Origin of the sequence: Pseudomonas sp. HN2-3, from assembly GCF_020691745.1 — a bacterium.
In the GTDB taxonomy this organism is placed as follows: Bacteria; Pseudomonadota; Gammaproteobacteria; order Pseudomonadales; family Pseudomonadaceae; genus Aquipseudomonas; species Aquipseudomonas capeferrum.
Map to the genome: position 1 here is coordinate 4,562,796 of NZ_CP085704.1, position 20,764 is coordinate 4,583,559.

The 20,764-nt window shown below is 63.0% G+C and carries 16 protein-coding genes; 11 read left to right on the forward strand and 5 right to left on the reverse strand.

The genetic code is table 11. From position 1 onward, the window contains the following. Window positions 1-2 precede the first annotated feature (2 nt). A complete protein-coding gene (locus LJX93_RS20705) occupies window positions 3-1,610 on the reverse strand; it encodes an ATP-binding protein (protein ID WP_033699883.1) in 1,608 nt (535 codons plus the stop codon). Beyond that, window positions 1,607-2,305, reverse strand: a complete 699-nt coding sequence (locus LJX93_RS20710; protein ID WP_033699884.1) for a response regulator transcription factor — start codon at window positions 2,303-2,305, stop codon at window positions 1,607-1,609. Before LJX93_RS20710 ends, LJX93_RS20705 begins: the two co-directional genes overlap by 4 nt. 624 nt (window positions 2,306-2,929) lie before the next feature. Here LJX93_RS20710 and LJX93_RS20715 point away from each other — a divergent pair. Next, a complete protein-coding gene (locus tag LJX93_RS20715; RefSeq protein ID WP_033699885.1) occupies window positions 2,930-5,809 on the forward strand; it encodes a ribonucleoside-diphosphate reductase subunit alpha in 2,880 nt (959 codons plus the stop codon). 586 nt (window positions 5,810-6,395) lie between these two features. Continuing rightward, window positions 6,396-7,646 carry a ribonucleotide-diphosphate reductase subunit beta gene (locus LJX93_RS20720; RefSeq protein WP_033699886.1) on the forward strand — a complete coding sequence of 417 codons (1,251 nt, stop codon included), beginning with the start codon at window positions 6,396-6,398 and terminating at the stop codon, window positions 7,644-7,646. Between the two features lie 206 nt (window positions 7,647-7,852). Here the strand turns inward: LJX93_RS20720 and LJX93_RS20725 are convergent, their stop codons facing one another. Continuing rightward, the gene (locus LJX93_RS20725) at window positions 7,853-8,314 is read right to left on the reverse strand and encodes a GNAT family N-acetyltransferase (RefSeq protein WP_033699887.1); all 462 of its coding nucleotides are present in this window, start codon (window positions 8,312-8,314) and stop codon (window positions 7,853-7,855) included. Window positions 8,315-8,415: 101 nt separating this feature from the next. Between LJX93_RS20725 and LJX93_RS20730 the strand changes: the two genes are divergently transcribed. The 9 genes from LJX93_RS20730 (at window position 8,416) to LJX93_RS20770 (ending at window position 18,326) form a co-directional block, all read left to right on the forward strand. Then, window positions 8,416-9,894, forward strand: coding sequence for a PLP-dependent aminotransferase family protein (locus LJX93_RS20730; protein WP_227696384.1), 1,479 nt, complete (start codon window positions 8,416-8,418; stop codon window positions 9,892-9,894). Between the two features lie 461 nt (window positions 9,895-10,355). After that, window positions 10,356-11,594 carry an OprD family porin gene (locus tag LJX93_RS20735; RefSeq protein WP_227696385.1) on the forward strand — a complete coding sequence of 413 codons (1,239 nt, stop codon included), beginning with the start codon at window positions 10,356-10,358 and terminating at the stop codon, window positions 11,592-11,594. A 239-nt stretch (window positions 11,595-11,833) separates the two neighbouring features. Next, window positions 11,834-12,640: an NAD-dependent epimerase/dehydratase family protein gene (locus LJX93_RS20740; protein WP_033699892.1), complete on the forward strand. Its 807-nt coding sequence runs from the start codon at window positions 11,834-11,836 to the stop codon at window positions 12,638-12,640. A gap of 25 nt (window positions 12,641-12,665) precedes the next feature. Further along, the gene (locus LJX93_RS20745; protein ID WP_033699893.1) at window positions 12,666-13,544 is read left to right on the forward strand and encodes a glucurono-1,5-lactonase; all 879 of its coding nucleotides are present in this window, start codon (window positions 12,666-12,668) and stop codon (window positions 13,542-13,544) included. A 65-nt stretch (window positions 13,545-13,609) separates the two neighbouring features. Next, complete coding sequence (locus LJX93_RS20750) at window positions 13,610-14,581, forward strand: TRAP transporter substrate-binding protein (protein WP_033699894.1); 972 nt, start codon at window positions 13,610-13,612, stop codon at window positions 14,579-14,581. 66 nt (window positions 14,582-14,647) lie between these two features. Further along, on the forward strand, window positions 14,648-15,175 hold the full coding sequence (locus tag LJX93_RS20755) for a TRAP transporter small permease (protein WP_033699895.1): 528 nt from the start codon (window positions 14,648-14,650) through the stop codon (window positions 15,173-15,175). After that, window positions 15,176-16,456 carry a TRAP transporter large permease gene (locus LJX93_RS20760; RefSeq protein ID WP_033699896.1) on the forward strand — a complete coding sequence of 427 codons (1,281 nt, stop codon included), beginning with the start codon at window positions 15,176-15,178 and terminating at the stop codon, window positions 16,454-16,456. Between the two features lie 51 nt (window positions 16,457-16,507). Beyond that, window positions 16,508-17,431: an EamA family transporter gene (locus tag LJX93_RS20765; RefSeq protein WP_033699898.1), complete on the forward strand. Its 924-nt coding sequence runs from the start codon at window positions 16,508-16,510 to the stop codon at window positions 17,429-17,431. Window positions 17,432-17,456: 25 nt separating this feature from the next. Next, window positions 17,457-18,326: an aldose 1-epimerase gene (locus LJX93_RS20770; RefSeq protein WP_033699900.1), complete on the forward strand. Its 870-nt coding sequence runs from the start codon at window positions 17,457-17,459 to the stop codon at window positions 18,324-18,326. Window positions 18,327-18,374: 48 nt separating this feature from the next. Here the strand turns inward: LJX93_RS20770 and LJX93_RS20775 are convergent, their stop codons facing one another. Both LJX93_RS20775 and LJX93_RS20780 read right to left on the reverse strand, forming a co-directional pair. After that, window positions 18,375-19,670, reverse strand: a complete 1,296-nt coding sequence (locus tag LJX93_RS20775) for an MFS transporter (RefSeq protein ID WP_033699902.1) — start codon at window positions 19,668-19,670, stop codon at window positions 18,375-18,377. A 192-nt stretch (window positions 19,671-19,862) separates the two neighbouring features. After that, window positions 19,863-20,759, reverse strand: coding sequence for a LysR family transcriptional regulator (locus LJX93_RS20780; protein ID WP_033699904.1), 897 nt, complete (start codon window positions 20,757-20,759; stop codon window positions 19,863-19,865). Window positions 20,760-20,764 lie beyond the last annotated feature (5 nt).

Genomic DNA, 20,764 nt, shown 5'->3' on the forward strand with positions numbered 1-20,764 from the left:
CCCTACAGCGGCGCCTGTGCCCGCGGCCAGCTCAGGCTGAAGCAGGCACCGCCGAGGGTTTCGCTGCGCCCTACCGTGGCCCGGCCTGCGTGCCAGTAGATGATACGCCGAACGATCGACAGGCCCAGGCCATGCCCGCCCGACGCACGGGTGCGGCTGTCGTCGAGCCGGGTGAAGGGCGTGAAGATGCGGTCCCAGAACCCTTCCGGGATACCCGGGCCGTCGTCTTCCACGTCGACCCGGCAGCGTTGCTGACCCAACTGGTAGCTCAGGCGCACCTCGGCCTCGGCATGGCGCATGGCGTTGCTCACCAGGTTCTGCAGGGCCCGGTGCAGGTAGCGCGGCTCGGCTTCGACCCAGGCGCCTTCGCTCTCACCCCCTTGGCATGCGCCGCGCACCACCTTGATTTCAGCGCGCAGCGGCGCCAGCTCCTCGATCACCCGGTCCAGCAACGCATCCAGGTCGACCCGCTGGAACTTCAGGGCCGGTGCGCCTTGCTCAAGCCGTGCGTAAGTCAGCATTTCGTCGACCAGTTTGTCCAGGTCCTGGATGTCGCCATCCATGCCAGCCAAGTGTTTGGCACGGGCCTGCTCAGTGCTCGCGGTCTCTATCATCTCCAGGCCAAAACGCAGCCGCGCCACCGGCGTGCGCAGCTCGTGGGACACCGCCCGCACCAGCTCGCGCTGCATGGTCAGCGAGCGCTGCAAATGTTCGGCCATGCCGTTGAATGCCGCAGCCAGGCGCCCGACCGAATCGGCATCGCCAGCCGGTACCCGCGTGTCGAGGCTGCCCTGGGCAATACGCGTGGCGGCGACCTCCAACCCCGACACACGCCGCTCCAGCTGACGCACCAGCAGGTACACCACCAGCCCGATCAGGCACAGCCCAAGGAAGGCGATCAAGATCAGCAGCTGCGGCGGATAGGGGTTCAACTGATGCAACGGGCCGATTTCCAGCACCCAGGGCGAGCCCGACAGCCCGGCGAATACCCGGATCGAATCGCCATCCTTGCCCAGGGCCATGACCGTGTCGCCCTCCTCGACCCGGCGCCGCTGGTCGTCATCCAGGCCAACCCGCTCCAGGCGCTGCAAGGCAATGTCAAAACCAAAGCCCTTGCTCTGCTTGAGTTGCGCCAGGCGTTGCTGCTGCTCGGTAACCGGGTAACGCACCAGTTCGTCGGCCAACAGATAAAGGGTGGCCCGCGCCAGTTGCTCGCTGACCTGCTTCACCTGGGCCACCAGCAGCACCTCCTCGCGGCCGACCTTGCGCAGCACCTGGGCGGCGTGCGGGCCGGTCTTCTCGACCACCACCAGGCCACGGTACAGGCGGGCACGCTGGCCGCCATCGAGGGTACGCGCCGACATCGGCTGCAGCGCCAGCGGCACCCCGAGCAGGCGCTCCCACATCAGCAGCGAACGCTTGCGTTCGGTTTCGTTCTGCCCGGCCAGGTTGTCAGCCATCAGGCTGAAGGTACCCTGGGCCAGGCCCTCGCGGTGCTGGGCGGCGCGCACTTCGTTGACCAGGTGCAGGCTGAGCACGCCGAGCAGCGCCACCAGCACCAGCACGGCGAGCATGCCGCCATAGATGCGCAGAAAGATCGAGTTGTTCATGGCGCCTCGCCGACGAACAGGTAGCCCTTGCTGCGCAGGGTCTTGATCAGGCGTGGGTGGATCGGGTCGTCACCGATCTTGGGGCGGATCTTGGAGATGCGCACATCGATGGAGCGGTCCTGGCCGTCGTAGCCGACACCGCGCAGGGCGGTGAACAGTTGCTCGCGCGACAGCACCCGGCCGGCGTTGCTGGCCAGCAACCAGAGCAGGTCGAATTCGGCGCCGGTCAGGTCTATCAGCTGCTCGCCCAGCCGGGCTTCGCGCAGGCGGTTGTCGATGCGCAGCGCACCAAAGGCCAGGGCCTGGCGCTTGCTTTCCGGCGCCTCGCTGCGCCGCAGCAGGGCCTGGATACGGGCCAGCAGCAAGCGCGGGCGCACAGGTTTGCAGACATAGTCGTCGGCGCCCAGGTCCAGCCCCTGCACCTGGTCGAGCTCGTCGCTGCGGGCGGTGAGCATGAGGATCGCGCCCGCGTACTGGCTGCGTACCCGGCGGCAGATGCTCAGGCCGTCTTCACCGGGCAGCATGAGGTCGAGCACCACCAGGTCGGGCTGGCTGTCGACGATTCGCCGCACGGCGCGGCCACCATCGCCCTCGACGGCCACATCGAAGCCGTTGGCCTGGAGGTATTCGGCCGTGAGCTCGGCCAGGCGCTGGTCGTCTTCAACGATGAGGATGCGCGGTGCGGGTTGGTCCATGGCCTGTGCCTTTGCAATTGTTGTTGTTCTGTGGCCGATACTACGTGCCGCCCCGGGTACTGCCAACCGGCCAGCGGTGCCGCACAAGCCACTGGACTGAACCGTTTTTTGTGGTAGGGTTCGCGCCCTCAAAATTCTGCCTTGGGGCAGCGAGCGAAAGAAAAATACTGCAAACCACTTGGCACAAGGCCTACAGGCCATACCCACAAAGTACGCACAACTTATCCACAGGCGCTCGCCTTGCAAAGACCCCAATACCGCATTATCTTGTATCCCGATCGCAGCGAACCACTAGATGTTGGGGTTCGTGCAAAATCACACACAAAAGTCAACCCGGCAAATTATTCCATTTTACGGTTGAACTTCAGGTGATCTGACCAGCCATACCGCTCCAGCGGAGTACTGAACTGCAACAGCTTTTGGGCTCAGCCCAAAGCCTTTGACTTCGGCCAGGGAGCGGCAAGCTATTGCCCCTTATTCCTGAGTCTGTCCCGAAGTCGGTACGCCCGAGCGGGCGGATGCGCGCGCATGACGCATCCCCCGCCAGGTGATCGAGCAAGTGGACGGAACGGTGGGCGCTCAAAAGGCGCCTGTACAATATAGAAACTGTGGAGACACCCACCCATGCAAACCGACACAACTCGCGAGAACCCGCAGGCCCAGGTGCCGCAGGCCGCCGATGCCAACCAGGATCTGGCTGCCACCGCGCCCGGCCAACTGCGCGTGATCAAGCGTAACGGCACTGTCGTCCCCTACACCGACGACAAGATCACCGTGGCCATCACCAAGGCGTTCCTCGCAGTTGAAGGCGGCACCGCCGCCGCTTCGTCGCGCATCCACGACACCGTCGCGCGCCTGACCGAGCAGGTCACCGCCACGTTCAAGCGTCGCATGCCATCGGGTGGCACCATCCACATCGAAGAAATCCAGGACCAGGTCGAACTGGCCCTGATGCGTGCCGGTGAGCAGAAAGTCGCCCGCGACTACGTGATCTACCGCGACCAGCGCGCGAAAGAGCGCGCCACCCGCGCCAACACCGACGCTGTGGTCGAGCCGCACCCAAGCATCCGCATCACCCTGGCCGACGGCAGCATGGCGCCGCTCGACATGGCGCGCCTGAACACCATCATCAGCGAAGCCTGCGAAGGCCTGGCCGAAGTCGATGGCGACCTGATCCAGCGCGAAACCCTGAAGAACCTGTACGACGGCGTGGCCATCAAGGACGTCAACACCGCCCTGGTGATGACCGCCCGTACCCTGGTCGAGCGTGAGCCGAACTACTCGTTCGTCACCGCCCGCCTGCTGATGGACACCCTGCGTGCCGAAGGCCTGGGCTTCCTCAGCGTTGCCGACAGCGCCACCCACCACGAGATGGCCGAGCTGTACGCCAAGGCCCTGCCCGCCTACATCGCCAAAGGTATCGAGTTCGAACTGCTGAACCCGGCCCTGGCCGACTTCGACCTGGAAAAACTGGGCAAGGCGATCAACCACGAGCGCGACCAGCAATTCACCTACCTGGGCCTGCAGACCCTGTACGACCGCTACTTCATCCACAAGGATGGCGTGCGCTTCGAGCTGCCACAGGTGTTCTTCATGCGCGTGGCCATGGGCCTGGCGCTGGAAGAGAAAGAAAAAGAAGCCCGTGCGATCGAGTTCTACAACCTGTTGTCGTCCTTCGACTACATGGCCTCGACCCCGACCCTGTTCAACGCCGGTACCCTGCGCCCGCAGCTGTCCAGCTGCTACCTGACCACCGTGCCGGACGACCTGTCGGGCATCTACCACGCGATCCACGACAACGCCATGCTGTCGAAATTCGCCGGTGGCCTGGGCAACGACTGGACCCCTGTGCGTGCACTGGGCTCCTACATCAAGGGCACCAACGGTAAATCCCAGGGCGTCGTACCCTTCCTGAAAGTGGTCAACGACACCGCCGTTGCGGTCAACCAGGGCGGCAAGCGCAAGGGCGCTGTCTGTGCCTACCTGGAAACCTGGCACCTGGACATCGAAGAATTCATCGAGCTGCGCAAGAACACCGGTGATGACCGTCGTCGTACCCACGACATGAACACCGCCAACTGGATCCCTGACCTGTTCATGAAGCGCGTCTTCGATGACGGCAAGTGGACCCTGTTCTCGCCGTCGGAAGTGCCAGACCTGCACGACCTGACCGGCAAGGCCTTCGAAGAGCGCTACGAGTACTACGAAGCCCTGACCGAGTACAACAAGATCAAGGTGTTCAAGACCATCCAGGCCAAAGACCTGTGGCGCAAGATGCTGTCGATGCTGTTCGAGACCGGCCACCCATGGCTGACCTTCAAGGACCCGTGCAACCTGCGTTCGCCGCAGCAGCACGTGGGCGTGGTCCACAGCTCGAACCTGTGCACCGAGATCACCCTGAACACCAACAAGGACGAGATCGCGGTCTGCAACCTGGGCTCGATCAACCTGCCGAACCACATTGTCGATGGCAAGCTGGACACCGCCAAGCTGCAACGCACCGTGAACACCGCCGTGCGCATGCTCGACAACGTGATCGACATCAACTACTACTCGGTGCCGCAAGCGCGTAACTCGAACCTCAAGCACCGCCCGGTCGGCCTGGGCATCATGGGCTTCCAGGACGCACTGTACCTGCAGCACATCGCCTACGGCTCCGACGCTGCCGTCGAGTTCGCCGACAAGTCGATGGAAGCGGTCAGCTACTATGCGATCCAGGCTTCCTGCGACCTGGCCGACGAGCGTGGCGCCTACGAGACCTTCCAAGGTTCGCTGTGGTCCAAGGGCATCCTGCCGCTGGATTCGCAACAGATCCTGATCGAAGCCCGTGGCCAGAAGTACATCGATGTCGACCTGAACGAGACCCTGGACTGGGCACCGGTGCGTGCTCGCGTACAAAAAGGTATTCGTAACTCGAACATCATGGCCATCGCGCCGACCGCGACCATCGCCAACATTACCGGCGTATCGCAGTCCATCGAGCCGACCTACCAGAACCTGTACGTGAAATCGAACCTGTCGGGCGAATTCACCGTGATCAACCCGTACCTGGTCCGCGACCTGAAGGCCCGCGGCCTGTGGGACTCGGTCATGATCAACGACCTGAAGTACTACGACGGTTCGGTGCAGCAGATCGAGCGTATTCCACAAGAGCTCAAAGACCTGTACGCCACTGCGTTCGAAGTCGAGACCAAGTGGATCGTCGATGCCGCCTCGCGTCGCCAGAAGTGGATCGACCAGGCTCAGTCGCTGAACCTGTACATTGCCGGCGCTTCGGGCAAGAAGCTGGACGTGACCTACCGCATGGCCTGGTACCGTGGTCTGAAAACTACCTACTACCTCCGTGCCCTGGCCGCGACCAGCACCGAGAAGTCGACCATCAACACCGGCAAGCTCAACGCCGTTTCCAGCGGCGGCGACAGCGCCCCGGTCCAGGCTGCCGGCCCGGCACCAGTGCCGAAAGCTTGCGCCATCGACGAGCCTGACTGCGAAGCCTGCCAGTAAGGCCTGATGCCGCAAAAGGGGTGCCCACGGGTGCCCCTTTGCGGCATTTTTGTATCTGCGCAGTGGCCGGCTGAACGCGGTTCTGTAGGAGCGGCCTTGTGTCGCGAAAGGGCTGCGCAGCGGCCCCAGGATTTTAGCGTCGCCGCGGGTATCCATGGGGCCGCTACGCAGCCCTTTCGCGACACAAGGCCGCTCCTACAAGAATCGCGCCAGACACAACATAATGTGCTGCTAAAATTAAAACACACCACATGTAGTGCCATGCGCTTTTTGCCGCTACACTTCCACCCCGTAGATGCCGACACAAGCCTCGTGAACGGACGCACCTAAAACCGGTCGAAAAAGTTACCCCCGACCGCCAGACACGCGCCCCGATCGAAGACGAATTCCGGTATACTGCGCCCCCTCTGAAAAGGGCACCCATTCAAGTCCCTGGCCCCTCCCCGAGGCCTGGCCAGGCACACGTCAGATGTAACGAGAGTCAGCCTCTCGAGCTGTCCATTCGCCGTAACGGCCTTGCGTCAGGCATCACATTCTTAAAATCCAACCGGTTGCCTCAGGGCAACCCTCAAGCAGGAGCCAAACCATGCTGAGCTGGGACGAATTCGACAACGAAGACGGCGAAGTAGCCGCCAAAGGCAACACCCCTGCGCAGGCCAACGCCGCCGCCACCCTCGACAAGCTCGACAGCGCCGGCGGTGCCGCCGCCCTGGAAGCCCGTGCTGCTACCGCTTCTGACTCCGAAGCCGTAAAACGCGCCAAGGCCGCCCTCGACGCCCTCGACGTTGCTGAAGGCCTGGCCGAGCTGGAAGGCTCCGCTGCCCGCGTTGCGGTCGACGAAAAGCGCATGATCAACTGCCGCGCCGACCTCAACCAGCTGGTACCGTTCAAGTACGACTGGGCCTGGCAGAAGTACCTCGACGGCTGCGCCAACCACTGGATGCCGCAAGAGGTCAACATGACCGCCGACATCGCCCTGTGGAAGAGCCAGGACGGCCTGACCGAAGACGAGCGCCGCATCGTCATGCGCAACCTGGGCTTCTTCTCCACCGCCGACTCCCTGGTTGCCAACAACCTGGCCCTGGCCGTGTACCGCCTGATCACAAACCCGGAGTGCCGCCAGTACATCCTGCGCCAGGCCTTCGAAGAGGCGATCCACACCCACGCCTACCAGTACTGCATCGAGTCGCTGGGCATGGATGAAGGCGAGATCTTCAACATGTACCACGAGATCCCGTCGGTCGCGAAAAAAGCCGCCTGGGGCCTGAAGTACACCCGCGCCATCTCCGACCCGGAATTCAACACCGGCACCCCGGAAACCGACAAAGAGCTGCTGCGCAACCTGATCGCCTACTACTGCGTACTCGAAGGCATCTTCTTCTACTGCGGCTTCACCCAGATCCTGTCGATGGGCCGCCGCAACAAGATGACCGGCGTTGCCGAGCAGTTCCAGTACATCCTGCGTGACGAGTCGATGCACCTGAACTTCGGTATCGACGTGATCAACCAGATCAAGATCGAGAACCCGCACCTGTGGGATGCCTCGATGAAGGAAGAAGCGACCCAGATGATCCTGCAAGGGACCCAACTGGAGATCGAATACGCCCGCGATACCATGCCGCGTGGCGTACTGGGCATGAACGCCGCGATGATGGAGGACTACCTCAAGTTCATCGCCAACCGCCGCCTGACCCAGATTGGCCTGAAGGAAGAGTACCCAGGCACCACCAACCCGTTCCCATGGATGAGCGAGATCATGGACTTGAAGAAGGAGAAGAACTTCTTTGAGACGCGTGTGATCGAGTATCAGACTGGCGGGGCTTTGAGCTGGGATTGATTGTCCGGGCTGAGAAACAAGAAGGCTGCCAATTGGCAGCCTTTTTTTTGGGCTGTACGTTAGTGATCAATCAATCCCGTGCCTTGGTAACAGTACTGTGTGCTGCCGCCTTGGCGGGTAAATCATGTCTTCGGTTTGTACCCAGGGCATGCCCACTCCCACAGGATATGCGCCGGGCTGAACAAACCAGGTGGGTCAGCTCGCATTCAAGCCAGCGCCATCCGGTATTCGATCACCCCGGGCTTCTCAGCGATCCAGTCGTACAGCCGCTGTGCGGTCTGGTTGGTTTCCTGGGTATGCCAGTAGAGCCGGTCACAGCCCTTCTCCTGCGCCTGGCCCTGCACAAACTCGATCAACTGCTTGCCCACCTTCTTGCCCCGTGTGCTCGGGCAAACGAACAGGTCTTCCAGGTAGCAGAAGTCGTTACGCCCCCAGGTCGAGCGATGGAACACATAATGGACGAAGCCGAGCACCCGCTCACCGTCCGTGGCCACGGCGCAGTGCACGGGCTCGGCCGGGTCGAAGAAACGGGCCCAGGTCAGTTCGGTCGTGGCCTTGCTCAGCTCTACTTTGTAGAACGCCTGATACTGCTCCCAATACGCGCTCCATTGCTGCAAATCGCTCTGCTTCAACTCGCGAACCGAAACCAATGTTTGTGCAACTGTCATGGTGAACCCCTCTCAATGTGGGAATGGTCGGAAAACAGGTGCATTTATAGCGATAGAATGGCCTGAATAGCCCCGCCACTTTTCGCAAGTGAAGCAGACCAATGTTCAAACATGCACAGTTGCAATCGGTGAAAGCCTGGATGAGTGACCCCGCCCATGGGGCGTTGTCGCTGCACGTACGGATCCAGAGGGCGATTCGCCAATTGATCCTTGAGGGCGCATTGCCGGTCGGCAAGTCGCTGCCGGCTTCACGCCCGCTGGCGCTTTCCCTGGGCGTCTCGCGGGATACCGTCGAGGCGGCATACAGCCAGTTGCATGCAGAGGGCTTCATCGAGCGCCGGGTGGGCAGCGGAAGCTTCGTGTCACAACGCGCGCGGCACCTGCCGCGGCGCAAGCGCCAACGCGAGGTGCTCTGCGATGAGCCAGCTCACCTGAGCCGCAGAGCAATGGCCGTGCTGCACAGCGGGGGCGTAAACAACTTCCAGGGGCCGCGCCCGTTCGCACCGGGGGTTGCCGAGACCCGGCAGTTTCCCCTGGCAACCTGGGAGAAGCTGGAGCGCCAGGTTTACAAGGAATATGGCACCCAGGCGCTGGAGCACAGTGCGCCACAAGGCATGCCTGCGCTGCGCAGCGCGATCGCTGACTACCTCAACCTCGAACGGGGGGCTCAGGCGACTGCCGATCGGGTGCTGATCCTCACCAGCTCGCAGCAGGCACTTGGCCTGTGCGCCCAAGTGCTCATGGATGCCGGCGATCAGGTGCTGGTCGAAGACCCGCTCTACCAAGGCACCCGCAAAGCCATCGCCGCCGCAGGCCTCGTAGGCGTGCCCGTGCCGGTGGATGAAAACGGCATGCGGGTAGAGGACATGGCGCGGCTGGGCGTCAATGCCAGGGCGGTTTTTCTTACGCCCTCCCACCAATACCCCACCGGCGCGACCTTGTCGCTGGACAGGCGCCTGCAGGCGATCGAATGGGCCCGGCAGCAGCGTGCCTGGATCATCGAAGACGACTACGACAGCGAGTTCCACTACGAAGGCCGGCCGACTGCCTGCGTGCAGGGCCTGGACGCGCATGACCGCACGCTCTACATCGGTACCTTCACCAAGTCGCTGTTTGCCGGCCTGCGTATCGGCTACCTGCTGTTGCCCCCCTCGCTCGTCGCCCCGATGACCAGCGCACGCACGCTGCAGGACGGGCATAACGCGTCCATTGCGCAACTGACCTTGGCAAGGTTCATGGAGGGCGGGCATTACACGGCTCATGTGCGGGCCATGCGGGCGCTGTATGCCGAGAGACGGGACGTGCTGGCTGAGCTCGTGCACAAGCATCTGGGGGCGTTTCTGGCGCCGTGCATCCCGGCCGGCGGGCTGCAGATGCCCTGCCATTTCGTGCAGGGTTTGCCTGAAGAGGCGGTGGTCGAGGCGGCGCGCGTGGTAGGGATTGATCTGCTGGGGCTCGGCAGTTTGTATGCGACGCCGCGCAATGATACCGGCCTGTTGATGGGGTTCGCGGCGCAGACGCCAGCCGAGATGCGGGTAGCGGTGGAGGCGCTGGCGAAGGTGTTTGCGCGGGTGAAATAGGGGCTGGCTGCCGCCGCCTTCGGGTGCCGTTTTGGGTTCACGGGTGCATGTCTTGAGTGTTACAGCGCCTGTGAGATCGAGCGCCGCCCGCGCGCGGCGCTCGATCTCACAGGCGCTGCAACACTCAAGGCATACACCCGCCAGCCTATTCGCGATCCCCGTCGAGAACCTGCACCAAAACCAAGGTCATAGTACCTCCACAAAACCATCGCACCACAAAGCGTTGACATCCCCCTCCCCACTTGCTAAAAATCGCCCAAGTTGTACGACAACGCATAACAAAAACAACAATCAGTGGAAGATCCCATGTCGACACACCTCGCGCACTACCCTCGCCGCTCGCCTGTCCCGTTTTCACCCCCTAGGCCCTGACCGGTCCGTTACCCACCCGCCCTCGCCGCAGGCCGCTTGCGCGTGCCCGGTGGACGGGCTGCCACACCCCTTTGTGGAGCACAACAATAATGAAAATCTGCCAAACCCTCCCCTTTGCCCTGCTGGGCGCCGGCATGCTCGGGAGCCTGCCGGGCACCAGCGTGGCGGCGGGCTTCATCGAAGATTCCAAGGCCACGCTCGGCCTGCGCAACTTCTACATCAACCGCAACTTCACCAACCCCAGCAACCCGCAAAGCAAGGCCGAGGAATGGACGCAGAGCTTCATCCTCGATGCCCGCTCGGGGTTCACCGAGGGGCCGGTGGGGTTCGGTGTGGATGTGCTGGGGCTGTGGTCGGTCAAGCTCGATGGCGGTGGCGGCACCTACGGCACCGCGCTGCTGCCGCGCCACGACGATGGGCGGCCGGCCGATGATTACGGGCGGCTGGCGGTGGCAGGCAAGGCGCGGATCTCGAAGACCGAGCTGAAGATCGGGGAATGGATGCCGGTGCTGCCGATTCTGCGTTCCGACGATGGCCGTTCGCTGCCGCAGACGTTCCGCGGGGGGCAGGTCACCTCCAACGAGATCGCCGGGCTGACGCTGTATGGCGGGCAGTTCCGTGGCAACAGCCCGCGCAACGACGCGAGCATGGAGGACATGAGCTACGGCGGTGGGCTGTCGGACCGCTTCAACTTCGTCGGCGGCGAATACAAGTTCAACCAGGACCGCACGCTGGTCGGGCTGTGGAATGCAGTGCTCAAGGACGTCTACCAGCAGCAGTACCTGCAACTGAGCCACAGCCAGCCAGTGGGTGACTGGACCCTGGGTGCCAACCTGGGCTACTTCCATGGCGATGAAGACGGCTCCGAACGTGCCGGGCAGCTGGACAACAAGACCTATTCGGGGATGTTCTCGGCCAAGTACGGCGGCAACACCTTCTGGGTCGGCCTGCAGAAGGTCGATGGCGATACCTGGATGCGGGTCAACGGCACCAGCGGCGGGACGCTGGCCAACGACAGCTACAACTCAAGCTTCGATAACGCCAATGAGCGGTCGTGGCAGGTGCGGCACGACTTCAACTTCGTCACCGTCGGGGTGCCTGGGCTGACATTGATGAACCGCTACATCAGCGGGCAGGATGTGCACACAGGGGCGGTTACCGATGGCAAGGAATGGGTGCGCGAGACGGAGCTGGCCTATGTGATCCAGAGCGGGGCGTTCAAGGACTTGAGTGTGAAGTGGCGTAACTCGAGTATTCGCCGGGATTACAGCAACAACGAGTTCGATGAGAACCGGTTGATCTTCAACTACCCCCTGTCGCTGTTGTAACCCAGGCTTCCCTGTAGGAGCGGCCTTGCGTCGCGAAAGGCCCGCAAAGCGGGCCCAGCAATGGCGGGGCCGGTAGAGTCCTGGGGCCGCTGCGCAGCCCTTTCGCGACGCAAGGCCGCTCCTACAGTTGACCACCTGACCAGGCGAAGCCGCACACGCCTCATTGACAACAGCCAACGCCACTGCCAATAATCAACGAAGTCATACGACAACCTACAACAACTAACAATGAGCCGGCCATGACCACTACCCCCCTCAATCGCCTGCTGCTCACCGGAGCCGCAGGCGGCCTGGGCAAGGTCCTTCGCGAACGCCTGCAAGGCTACGCCGAGGTCCTGCGCCTTTCCGATATCAGCCCGATGGCGCCCGCTGCGGGCCCGCATGAAGAAGTCGTGACCTGCGACCTCGCCGACAAAGCCGCTGTGCATGCACTGGTCGAAGGCGTAGACGCCATCATCCACTTCGGCGGCGTGTCCACCGAGCATTCCTTCGAAGACATCCTCGGCCCCAACATCTGCGGCGTGTTCCACGTCTACGAGGCGGCGCGCAAGCATGGGGTCAAGCGCATCATCTTCGCCAGCTCCAACCACACCATCGGCTTCTACCGCCAGGACGAGCGCATCGACGCCCACGCCCCGCGCCGCCCCGACAGTTACTACGGGCTGTCCAAGTGCTATGGCGAGGATGTCGCCAGCTTCTACTTCGACCGCTATGGCATCGAGACCGTGAGCATTCGCATCGGCTCCTCGTTCCCGCAACCGCAGAACCCGCGCATGTTGTGCACCTGGCTCAGCTACGACGACCTGGTGCAACTGATCGAGCGCGGGCTGTTCACGCCAGACGTCGGCCACACCGTCGTCTATGGCGCCTCCGACAACCGCACCGTGTGGTGGGACAACCGCCATGCCGCGCACCTGGGCTATGAGCCCAAAGACACCTCCGAGGTGTTCCGCGAAGCGGTTGAAGCGCAACCGGCGCCTGCCGCCGATGACCCGAGCATGGTCTATCAGGGCGGCGCCTTCGCCGTGGCCGGACCGTTCAACTGACCCCAGCGCGCCAGGAGGCACGGCCATGAATTGCGAACTGATCGTCGACGCCCGTAACGGTACCGGCGAGAGCCCTGTGTGGCACCCCACCGAACAAGCCCTGTACTGGGTCGATATCCCCGCCCGCCAGCTGCATCGCTGGCAGCCTGACGGTGCCCACCACACCTGGCAAGGTGACGAAATGCTGGCCTGCATCGCACGCACCGAACAGGGCTGGGTTGCAGGGATGGAGAGCGGCATCTTCGCCCTCGAAACCCAGGCCGATGGCAGCCTCGACAGCCGTTTGCTCAGTCGCGTCGAACATGCCATGGGCGGCATGCGCTTCAACGATGGCCGCTGCGACCGCCAAGGCCGCTTCTGGGCTGGCACCATGCTGATGGACATGCCGCAAGGCGCTCCGGTCGGGGCGCTGTACCGGCATGACGGCGAAGGGCAGTTGCACCTGCAGCAGGACGGCATGATCGTGCCCAATGGCCTGGCCTTCAGCCCCGACGGCACGCGCATGTACCTCTCGGACTCGCACCCCAACGTGCAGAAGATCTGGGTATTCGACTACGACATCGACAGCGGCACGCCCCACAACAAACGCCTGTTCGTCGACATGCAGGCCTTCCCCGGCCGCCCCGACGGCGCCGCCATCGATCAGGATGGCTGCTACTGGATCTGCGGCAACGACGCCGGCCAGATCCACCGCTTCACCCCCGATGGCCGCCTCGACCGCTCACTGAACGTACCGGTGAAGAAACCCGCGATGTGCGCCTTTGGCGGCGCCAACCTGGACACCCTGTTCGTCACCTCGATCCGCCCTGCGGGCATCGACCTCTCCGACCAGCCGCTGGCCGGTGGGGTATTTGCCTTCGAACTCGGCGTCAAAGGCCTGGAGGAGCCCGCCTACCGAGGCTGAACAACCGCTCTGCCAACAACGCTCGCACAAACGAAACCGGATAATAAAAACCACGGAGTTTCAACATGACCTTCAAACGCAAGCTGCTCCTTGCCGTACTCCCCTTCGCCTTCAGCCTGTCGATGCCGGCCTCCGCGCTGGACATCAAGTTCGCCGAAATCCACCCGGCCGGCTACCCGACCGTGGTCGCCGAACAGAACATGGGCAAGAAGCTCGAAGCCGCCAGCAATGGCGAAATCACCTTCAAGATGTTCGCCGGTGGGGTACTCGGCTCCGAGAAGGAAGTGATCGAGCAGGCGCAGATCGGTGCCGTGCAGATGACCCGGGTCAGCCTGGGTATCGTCGGCCCGGTGGTGCCGGATGTGAATGTGTTCAACATGCCGTTCGTGTTCCGCGACCATGAGCACATGCGCAAGATCATCGACGGCGACATCGGCCAGGAGATCCTCGACAAGATCACCAACTCCGAATTCAACCTGGTGGCACTGGCCTGGATGGATGGCGGCTCGCGCAGCATCTACACGAAAAAACCGGTACGCAGCCTGGAAGACCTCAAGGGCATGAAGATCCGCGTGCAGGGCAACCCGTTGTTCATCGACATGATGAACGCCATGGGCGGCAACGGCATCGCCATGGACACCGGCGAGATCTTCAGCGCCCTGCAGACGGGCGTGATCGACGGCGCCGAAAACAACCCGCCGACCCTGCTCGAACACAACCACTTCCAGAGCGCCAAGTACTACACCCTCACCGGCCACCTGATCCTGCCGGAGCCGGTGGTGATGTCCAAGACCACCTGGAACAAGCTCACCGCCGAGCAGCAAACACTGGTGAAGAAGGTCGCACGTGAGGCGCAGATGGAAGAACGTGCGCTGTGGGACGCCAAGTCCTCCGCCAGCGAAGAGAAGCTCAAGGCTGCAGGCGTCGAGTTCATCACGGTCGACAAGAAACCGTTCTTCGAGGCCACTGCATCGGTGCGCGAGAAGTACGGCGCGCCGTACGCCGACCTGATGAAGCGTATCGACGCCGTCCAGTAATACCGGCCCCTTCCAAGACGACCTCGGCAGTGCGGCGGCCGCCGCCCTGCCGCTTTGGTGATGCCTATGAAATCGCTTTTCCTGAGCGTGAACGACACGCTGTACCGCAGCTGCATCTGGATCGCGGGCCTGTCGATCCTGACCATGACGCTGATCATTCCGTGGGGCATCTTCGCCCGCTACGTGCTGGGCACCGGCTCCAGCTGGCCAGAGCCGGTCTCGATCCTGCTGATGGTGGTGTTCACATTCGTCGGTGCCGCGGCCAGCTACCGCGCCGGGGCGCATATGGCGGTGGGGATGATCACCGACCGTTTGCCACCCCTGCAGCGCCAGCTGGTCGCGCTGCTGGTGCAACTGCTGATGATCGTGGTGTGCGTGTTCATGACCTACTACGGCACCAAGCTGTGCATCACCACCTGGAACCAGTCGCTGGCCTCGCTGCCCGGTGTGCGGGTGGGCATGACGTACGCGCCGATCCCCGTCGGTGGCGTGCTGACGTTGATGTTCGTGCTGGAAAAACTCCTGCTGGGCGATCAGAGCAACCGCAAGGCGGTGCGCTTCGACCAGGTAGAAGAAAGCGAAGGAGCGGCATAAATGGATGCGTTCATTCTGTTGGGCAGTTTCATCGCGCTGATCCTGATCGGCATGCCGGTGGCCTATGCGCTGGGCCTGTCGGCACTGATCGGCGCCTGGTGGATCGACATCCCGCTGCAGGCGATGATGATCCAGGTCGCCAGTGGGGTTAACAAGTTTTCGCTGCTGGCGATTCCGTTCTTCGTGCTTGCAGGCGCGATCATGGCCGAAGGCGGTATGTCACGCCGGCTGGTGGCGTTCGCCGGGGTGCTGGTGGGCTTCGTGCGCGGCGGGCTGTCGCTGGTCAACATCATGGCCTCGACGTTCTTTGGCGCAATCTCTGGCTCTTCCGTGGCCGACACCGCGTCGGTAGGTTCGGTGCTGATCCCGGAAATGGAGCGCAAGGGCTACCCGCGCGAGTTCTCCACCGCAGTGACCGTCAGTGGCTCGGTGCAGGCGCTGCTGACCCCGCCCAGCCACAACTCGGTGCTGTACTCGCTGGCCGCCGGCGGCACGGTGTCGATCGCCTCGCTGTTCATGGCCGGGGTCATGCCCGGGCTGTTGCTGAGCGCAGTGATGATGGGGCTGTGCCTGATCTTCGCGAGGAAACGCAACTACCCCAAAGGCGAAGTGATCCCGCTGCGCCAGGCATTGAAGATCGCCGGTGAGGCGCTGTGGGGGTTGATGGCGATGGTCATCATCCTCGGCGGTATTCTGTCGGGCGTATTCACCGCGACCGAGTCGGCAGCCGTGGCGGTGGTCTGGTCGTTCTTCGTGACCATGTTCATCTACCGCGACTACAAGTGGCGTGACCTGCCCAAGCTGATGCACCGCACGGTACGCACCATCTCGATCGTGATGATCCTGATCGGCTTTGCCGCAAGCTTTGGCTACGTGATGACGCTGATGCAGATTCCCTCGAAGATCACCACAGCGTTCCTGACCCTGTCGGACAACCGCTATGTGATCCTCATGTGCATCAACTTCATGCTGTTGCTGCTGGGCACGGTGATGGACATGGCGCCGCTGATCCTGATCCTCACCCCGATCCTGCTGCCGGTTATTACCGGCATCGGCGTGGACCCGGTGCACTTCGGCATGATCATGCTGGTGAACCTGGGCATTGGGCTGATCACACCACCGGTAGGTGCGGTGCTGTTCGTGGGGTCGGCCATCGGCAAGGTGAGCATCGAGGCCACGGTGAAGGCGCTGCTGCCGTTCTACCTGGCGCTGTTCATGGTGTTGATGGCCGTGACCTACATCCCGGCCATCTCGCTGTGGCTGCCGAGCGTCGTGCTGTAAATGCCAATGGGGCTGCGCTGCAGCCCCGTTCTCTGCAAATGGATCCTGCACATGGCTGTTCCCTCTTCTGTCGCAACCCTCTTTCCGCGCAAGCTGGCAATTGCACTGCTGGCGCTGCTGGCGTGCGCGTTCGCCGCCAACCACATCGCCGCGCGCATCGCGTTCGATGACGGCACCGGCGTGCTGCTGGCGATCCTCTGCCGCTCAGGCATTACCTTCCTGGTCCTGGCTGGCCTGCTGTTGTGGCAGCGCCAGGCACTCGGCATGCCGGCGGGCACACGGCGCTGGCAATTGCTGCTCGGCCTGCTGATTGCCACGCAGAGCCTGTGCCTGTATTCGGCGGTGGCGCGCATTCCGGTGGCACTGGCGCTGCTGGTGGGCAATACCTTCCCGATGTTGCTGGCACTGCTTAGCTGGGCGCTGGGCGGTGCGCGCCCGACCGGCCGTACCGTGCTGTTCATGGGCCTGATCCTTTGTGGCCTGGTGCTGGCGCTGGATGTGCCGGCACGGCTGGCCGACAGTGGCGATGCCAACCCGCACTGGGCCCTGGGTGTCAGCCTGGCATTCTGCGCTGCATGTGTCTTCGCCTGCGCCTTGTGGATCACCGATCACAAACTGGCAGCCGTGCGCGGCCCGGTACGCAGCCTGCTGACCTTGCTGATCGTGTTCTCCAGCATGCTGGTCGCCGGCGTCAGCGGGGTGATGCCTTCGGGGTTGTCACTGCCCGTCAGCGCCAGCGGCTGGGCGGCCTTGGCCAGCCTAGTGGTGCTGTATGGCGTGGCCTTTACCCTGCTGTTCGTCTGTGTGCCACGGCTGAACATGGCGCAGAACGCGCCGGTGATGAATATCGAGCCGATCGCCACCTTGCTGCTGGGCTGGGCGTTGCTCGATCAACGCCTGAGCACCCTGCAGTTGATCGGCGGGGCCGTGGTGGTGTGCGGCATCGTGCTGCTGACCTACCGCCGGGCGAGCTGACCACACACTTTCGAAGGAGCCACTGATGGCTGTGACCGAACTGCACCTGCAAGACCACCTGACCCGATTGAGCCTAACGCCCGACCTGGGCGCCAGCCTGATCAACTGGCAGGTGAAAGCGACCGGGCAGGCGCTACTGCGCCACTCCGACCCCGCCGCGCTGGCCAGCGGTACGCCGCGGCAGCTGGCCTGCTACCCGTTGGCGCCGTGGTCCAACCGGATTGCCGAAGGGGGCTTCGCACGGCCCGAGGGCTGGCTGGCCTTGCCGCCCAACACCGCCCACGACCCTTACCCGATTCATGGCAGCGCCTGGCAGCAGGCCTGGCATGTGGACCACCACAGCGAGCGCCGCGCCCGGCTGTCTCTCGACAGTACGCTGCCATTTGCCTACCGGGCGACGCTGGATGTACACCTGCATGAGGGTTGCCTGAACCTTGACTTGCATGTTACCCACCTGGACGAAGCTGCCACCTGGTACGGACTGGGGCTGCACCCTTACTTCCCCCGCTACCCCGACACCCGGCTACGGGCAGCGGCGCAGCATGTGTGGCTGGCGGAAGAAGGCCGGCTGCCGTCACACCTTGCAGAGGTGCCTGCAGACTGGTGCTTCGAGGCGCCGGGCGCGTTGCCAGCGACGGGTGTCGATCATGCGTTTGGGGGTTGGCCTGGCAGTTGCGTGATCGAACAGCCCAGCGCGGGCTATTCGCTGGCCTGCACGGCCAGTGGCTGCGAGCACTTCTTGTTGTTCTGCCCACCAGGCAAGGCGTTCTTCTGCTTTGAACCGGTCAGCCACCCGATCAATGCGCACCACCTGCCAGGGCGACCAGGCTTGCGACTGCTACAACAGGGTGAAGAAATGAGCCTGGGCTTCAAGATGCAATACCAGGCCTTGTAACCGCTTTGCCTGCAGTGGGGCTGCTGCGCAGCCCCACCATCACACGCCTTACGCCAGAGCCCCAGCCGCGACCGCAGCAGGCCTGTCATCCGACGCCCCCCGCACCTCCCGCGCGACCTTCCACACCAGCACCGCCGCCACGATATCGAACGCCGCCAGCACCACGAACAGCGGGCTATAGCCAATCTGCGTCACCAGGATGCCGAACACCAAGGTGAACACTGCCGCGCCCAGGTAGCCGCACATCCCGCCCATGCCCGTGGCGGTCGCCACCTGGTCCTTGCTGAACGAGTCCGAGGTGATCGAGTACAGCGCACCCGACAGCGTCTGATGCGCGAAGCCACCAATACACAGCAGCAGGATCGCGGTGTACGGGCTTTCCACCAAGCCGATGCACGCTGGGCCGATCATGCAACTGGCACCGAATACCAGCACCATCTTGCGCGAGGTGAACAACGACACCTTGAAGTAACGGTGGAACATCGGGCTCAGGTAACCCCCGAGCACGCAACCAATGTCTGCGGCAAGGAACGGCAGCCAGGCGAACATCGCCACTTCCTTGATGTTCATGTGCCGCTCGGTCATCAGGTACAGCGGGATCCAGGCATTGAAGGTCTGCCAGGCCGGTTCCGAGAGAATTCGCGCCGAGGCGATGGCGTAGAAGTTGCGGGTCTTGAAGATACGCTTCCAGGCGCCCTTCTCACGTTTCTCTTCCTTGAAGTGTGCTTCCTGGCCGGCAAGGATGTAGTCGCGCTCGTCACTGCTCAGGCGCTTCTGATCACGCGGGTGCTTGTAGAACAGCATCCACAGCAAAGTCCAGACGATGCCGGACGCCCCGACGATGACGAAGGCCAGCTGCCAGCCACTGTGCAGTATCGCCCACACCACCAAGGGCGGCGCCAGCAATGCACCGAGCGAGGAGCCGATGTTGAACCAGCCGATGGCGACCGAACGCTCCTTGGCCGGGAACCATTCGGTGGTGGCCTTGACGCCAGCGGGCAGGCCCGCCGCCTCGGTCATGCCCAACAGCCCACGCATGAACGCCATGCTCTGCCAGCCCGTGGCCAAGGCAGCGCCGGCACAGGCCACCGACCAGGCCATGGCGAACACGGCAAAACCCAGCTTGGTACCGATGAAGTCGATGAACCAGCCAGCGATCGGCTGCATGAGGGCGTAGCACACCTGCCAGGCAGCAACGATCTTGGCGTATTGCTCGGTGGTGATGGAGAGGTCGGTCATCAGGGTGGGGGCAGCCACCGAGAGGGTATTGCGGGCGAGGTAGTTGACGACGAGCCCAGCCGTGACAAGGCTGACCATCCACCAACGGATGCCTTTCATCTTCATGGTTCACCTGAATATTATTTTTAGAGGTGCGGGTGATTGGCTCAAGGCCGGCAGCGGCTAATTGAGACAATTTGTTTCAGGCGAAAGATTGCCATGTCATAGGTCGTCGTACAACATAAATTATCACTGCATGAGCTGATCAAGCTGCCAGCCACAAATAATTTCGGCAGAGAAAAGGCTAGTTGTACGACCTCAATCCAATCCTTGAGCCCGCAGTTCATGGGCCAGCATGTCGATGAATGCCCTCACCTTGGCCGATCCGTATTTGCTCTCACGGTGCAACACATGAATCGGCCAGGGCGCCTCCTCGTACTCGGCAAGAATCACCTGCAATTGCCCACTCGCCACCTCGTCCGCCACCTGGTAAGACAACAACCGTGCAATCCCCAACCCACCGCTGGCTGCGGCAATCGCCCCGTCATTGCTGGTCACCGTCAGCCGGGGCTTCATGCGCACCAAGGTCGGTTCATCGGTGACGCCGAAGCGCCAACCCGCCCGGGGTGAAAGGTTGGTGGTGCCGATTACCGCATGGTCCGGCAAATCCGAGGGGTGCTGCGGTACGCCGTGGCGCGCCAGGTAGTCGGGCGAGGCGCAGAGCATGCGCCGCACCCTACCCACCCGCAGTGCCTTCAGCCCCGAGTCTGGTAGCGGGCCGATGCGCACGGCCACGTCCATGCCCTCCTCGACCATGTTGACGATGCGGTCGAGAAAGTAGGCAGATACATCCACTTCGGGGTACTGCTGCAAGTACCGTACGATGCACGGCATGACGAACTTCTTGCCGAACAGGATCGGCGCGGTGACGGCCAGATCGCCCTTGGGCGTGGCGTTGATGCCAGCGGCCGCCTCGTTGGCTTCGAGGATGCTGGCAAGTATGTGGCGGGTGTCTTCCAGGTAGCGGCCTCCCGCCTCGGTCAGACGCACGCTGCGCGTGGTGCGCAGCAGCAGCTTGACACCCAGCTGCTCTTCCAGTGCACTGACGGCACGCGTCACCGCCGCAGGCGAGATGTCCAGCCGGCGGGCGGCGGCGGCGAAGCTTTCCAGCTCGCCGACCGCGACGAATACCTTCATCAGGTGGATGTGGTCCATGCCGG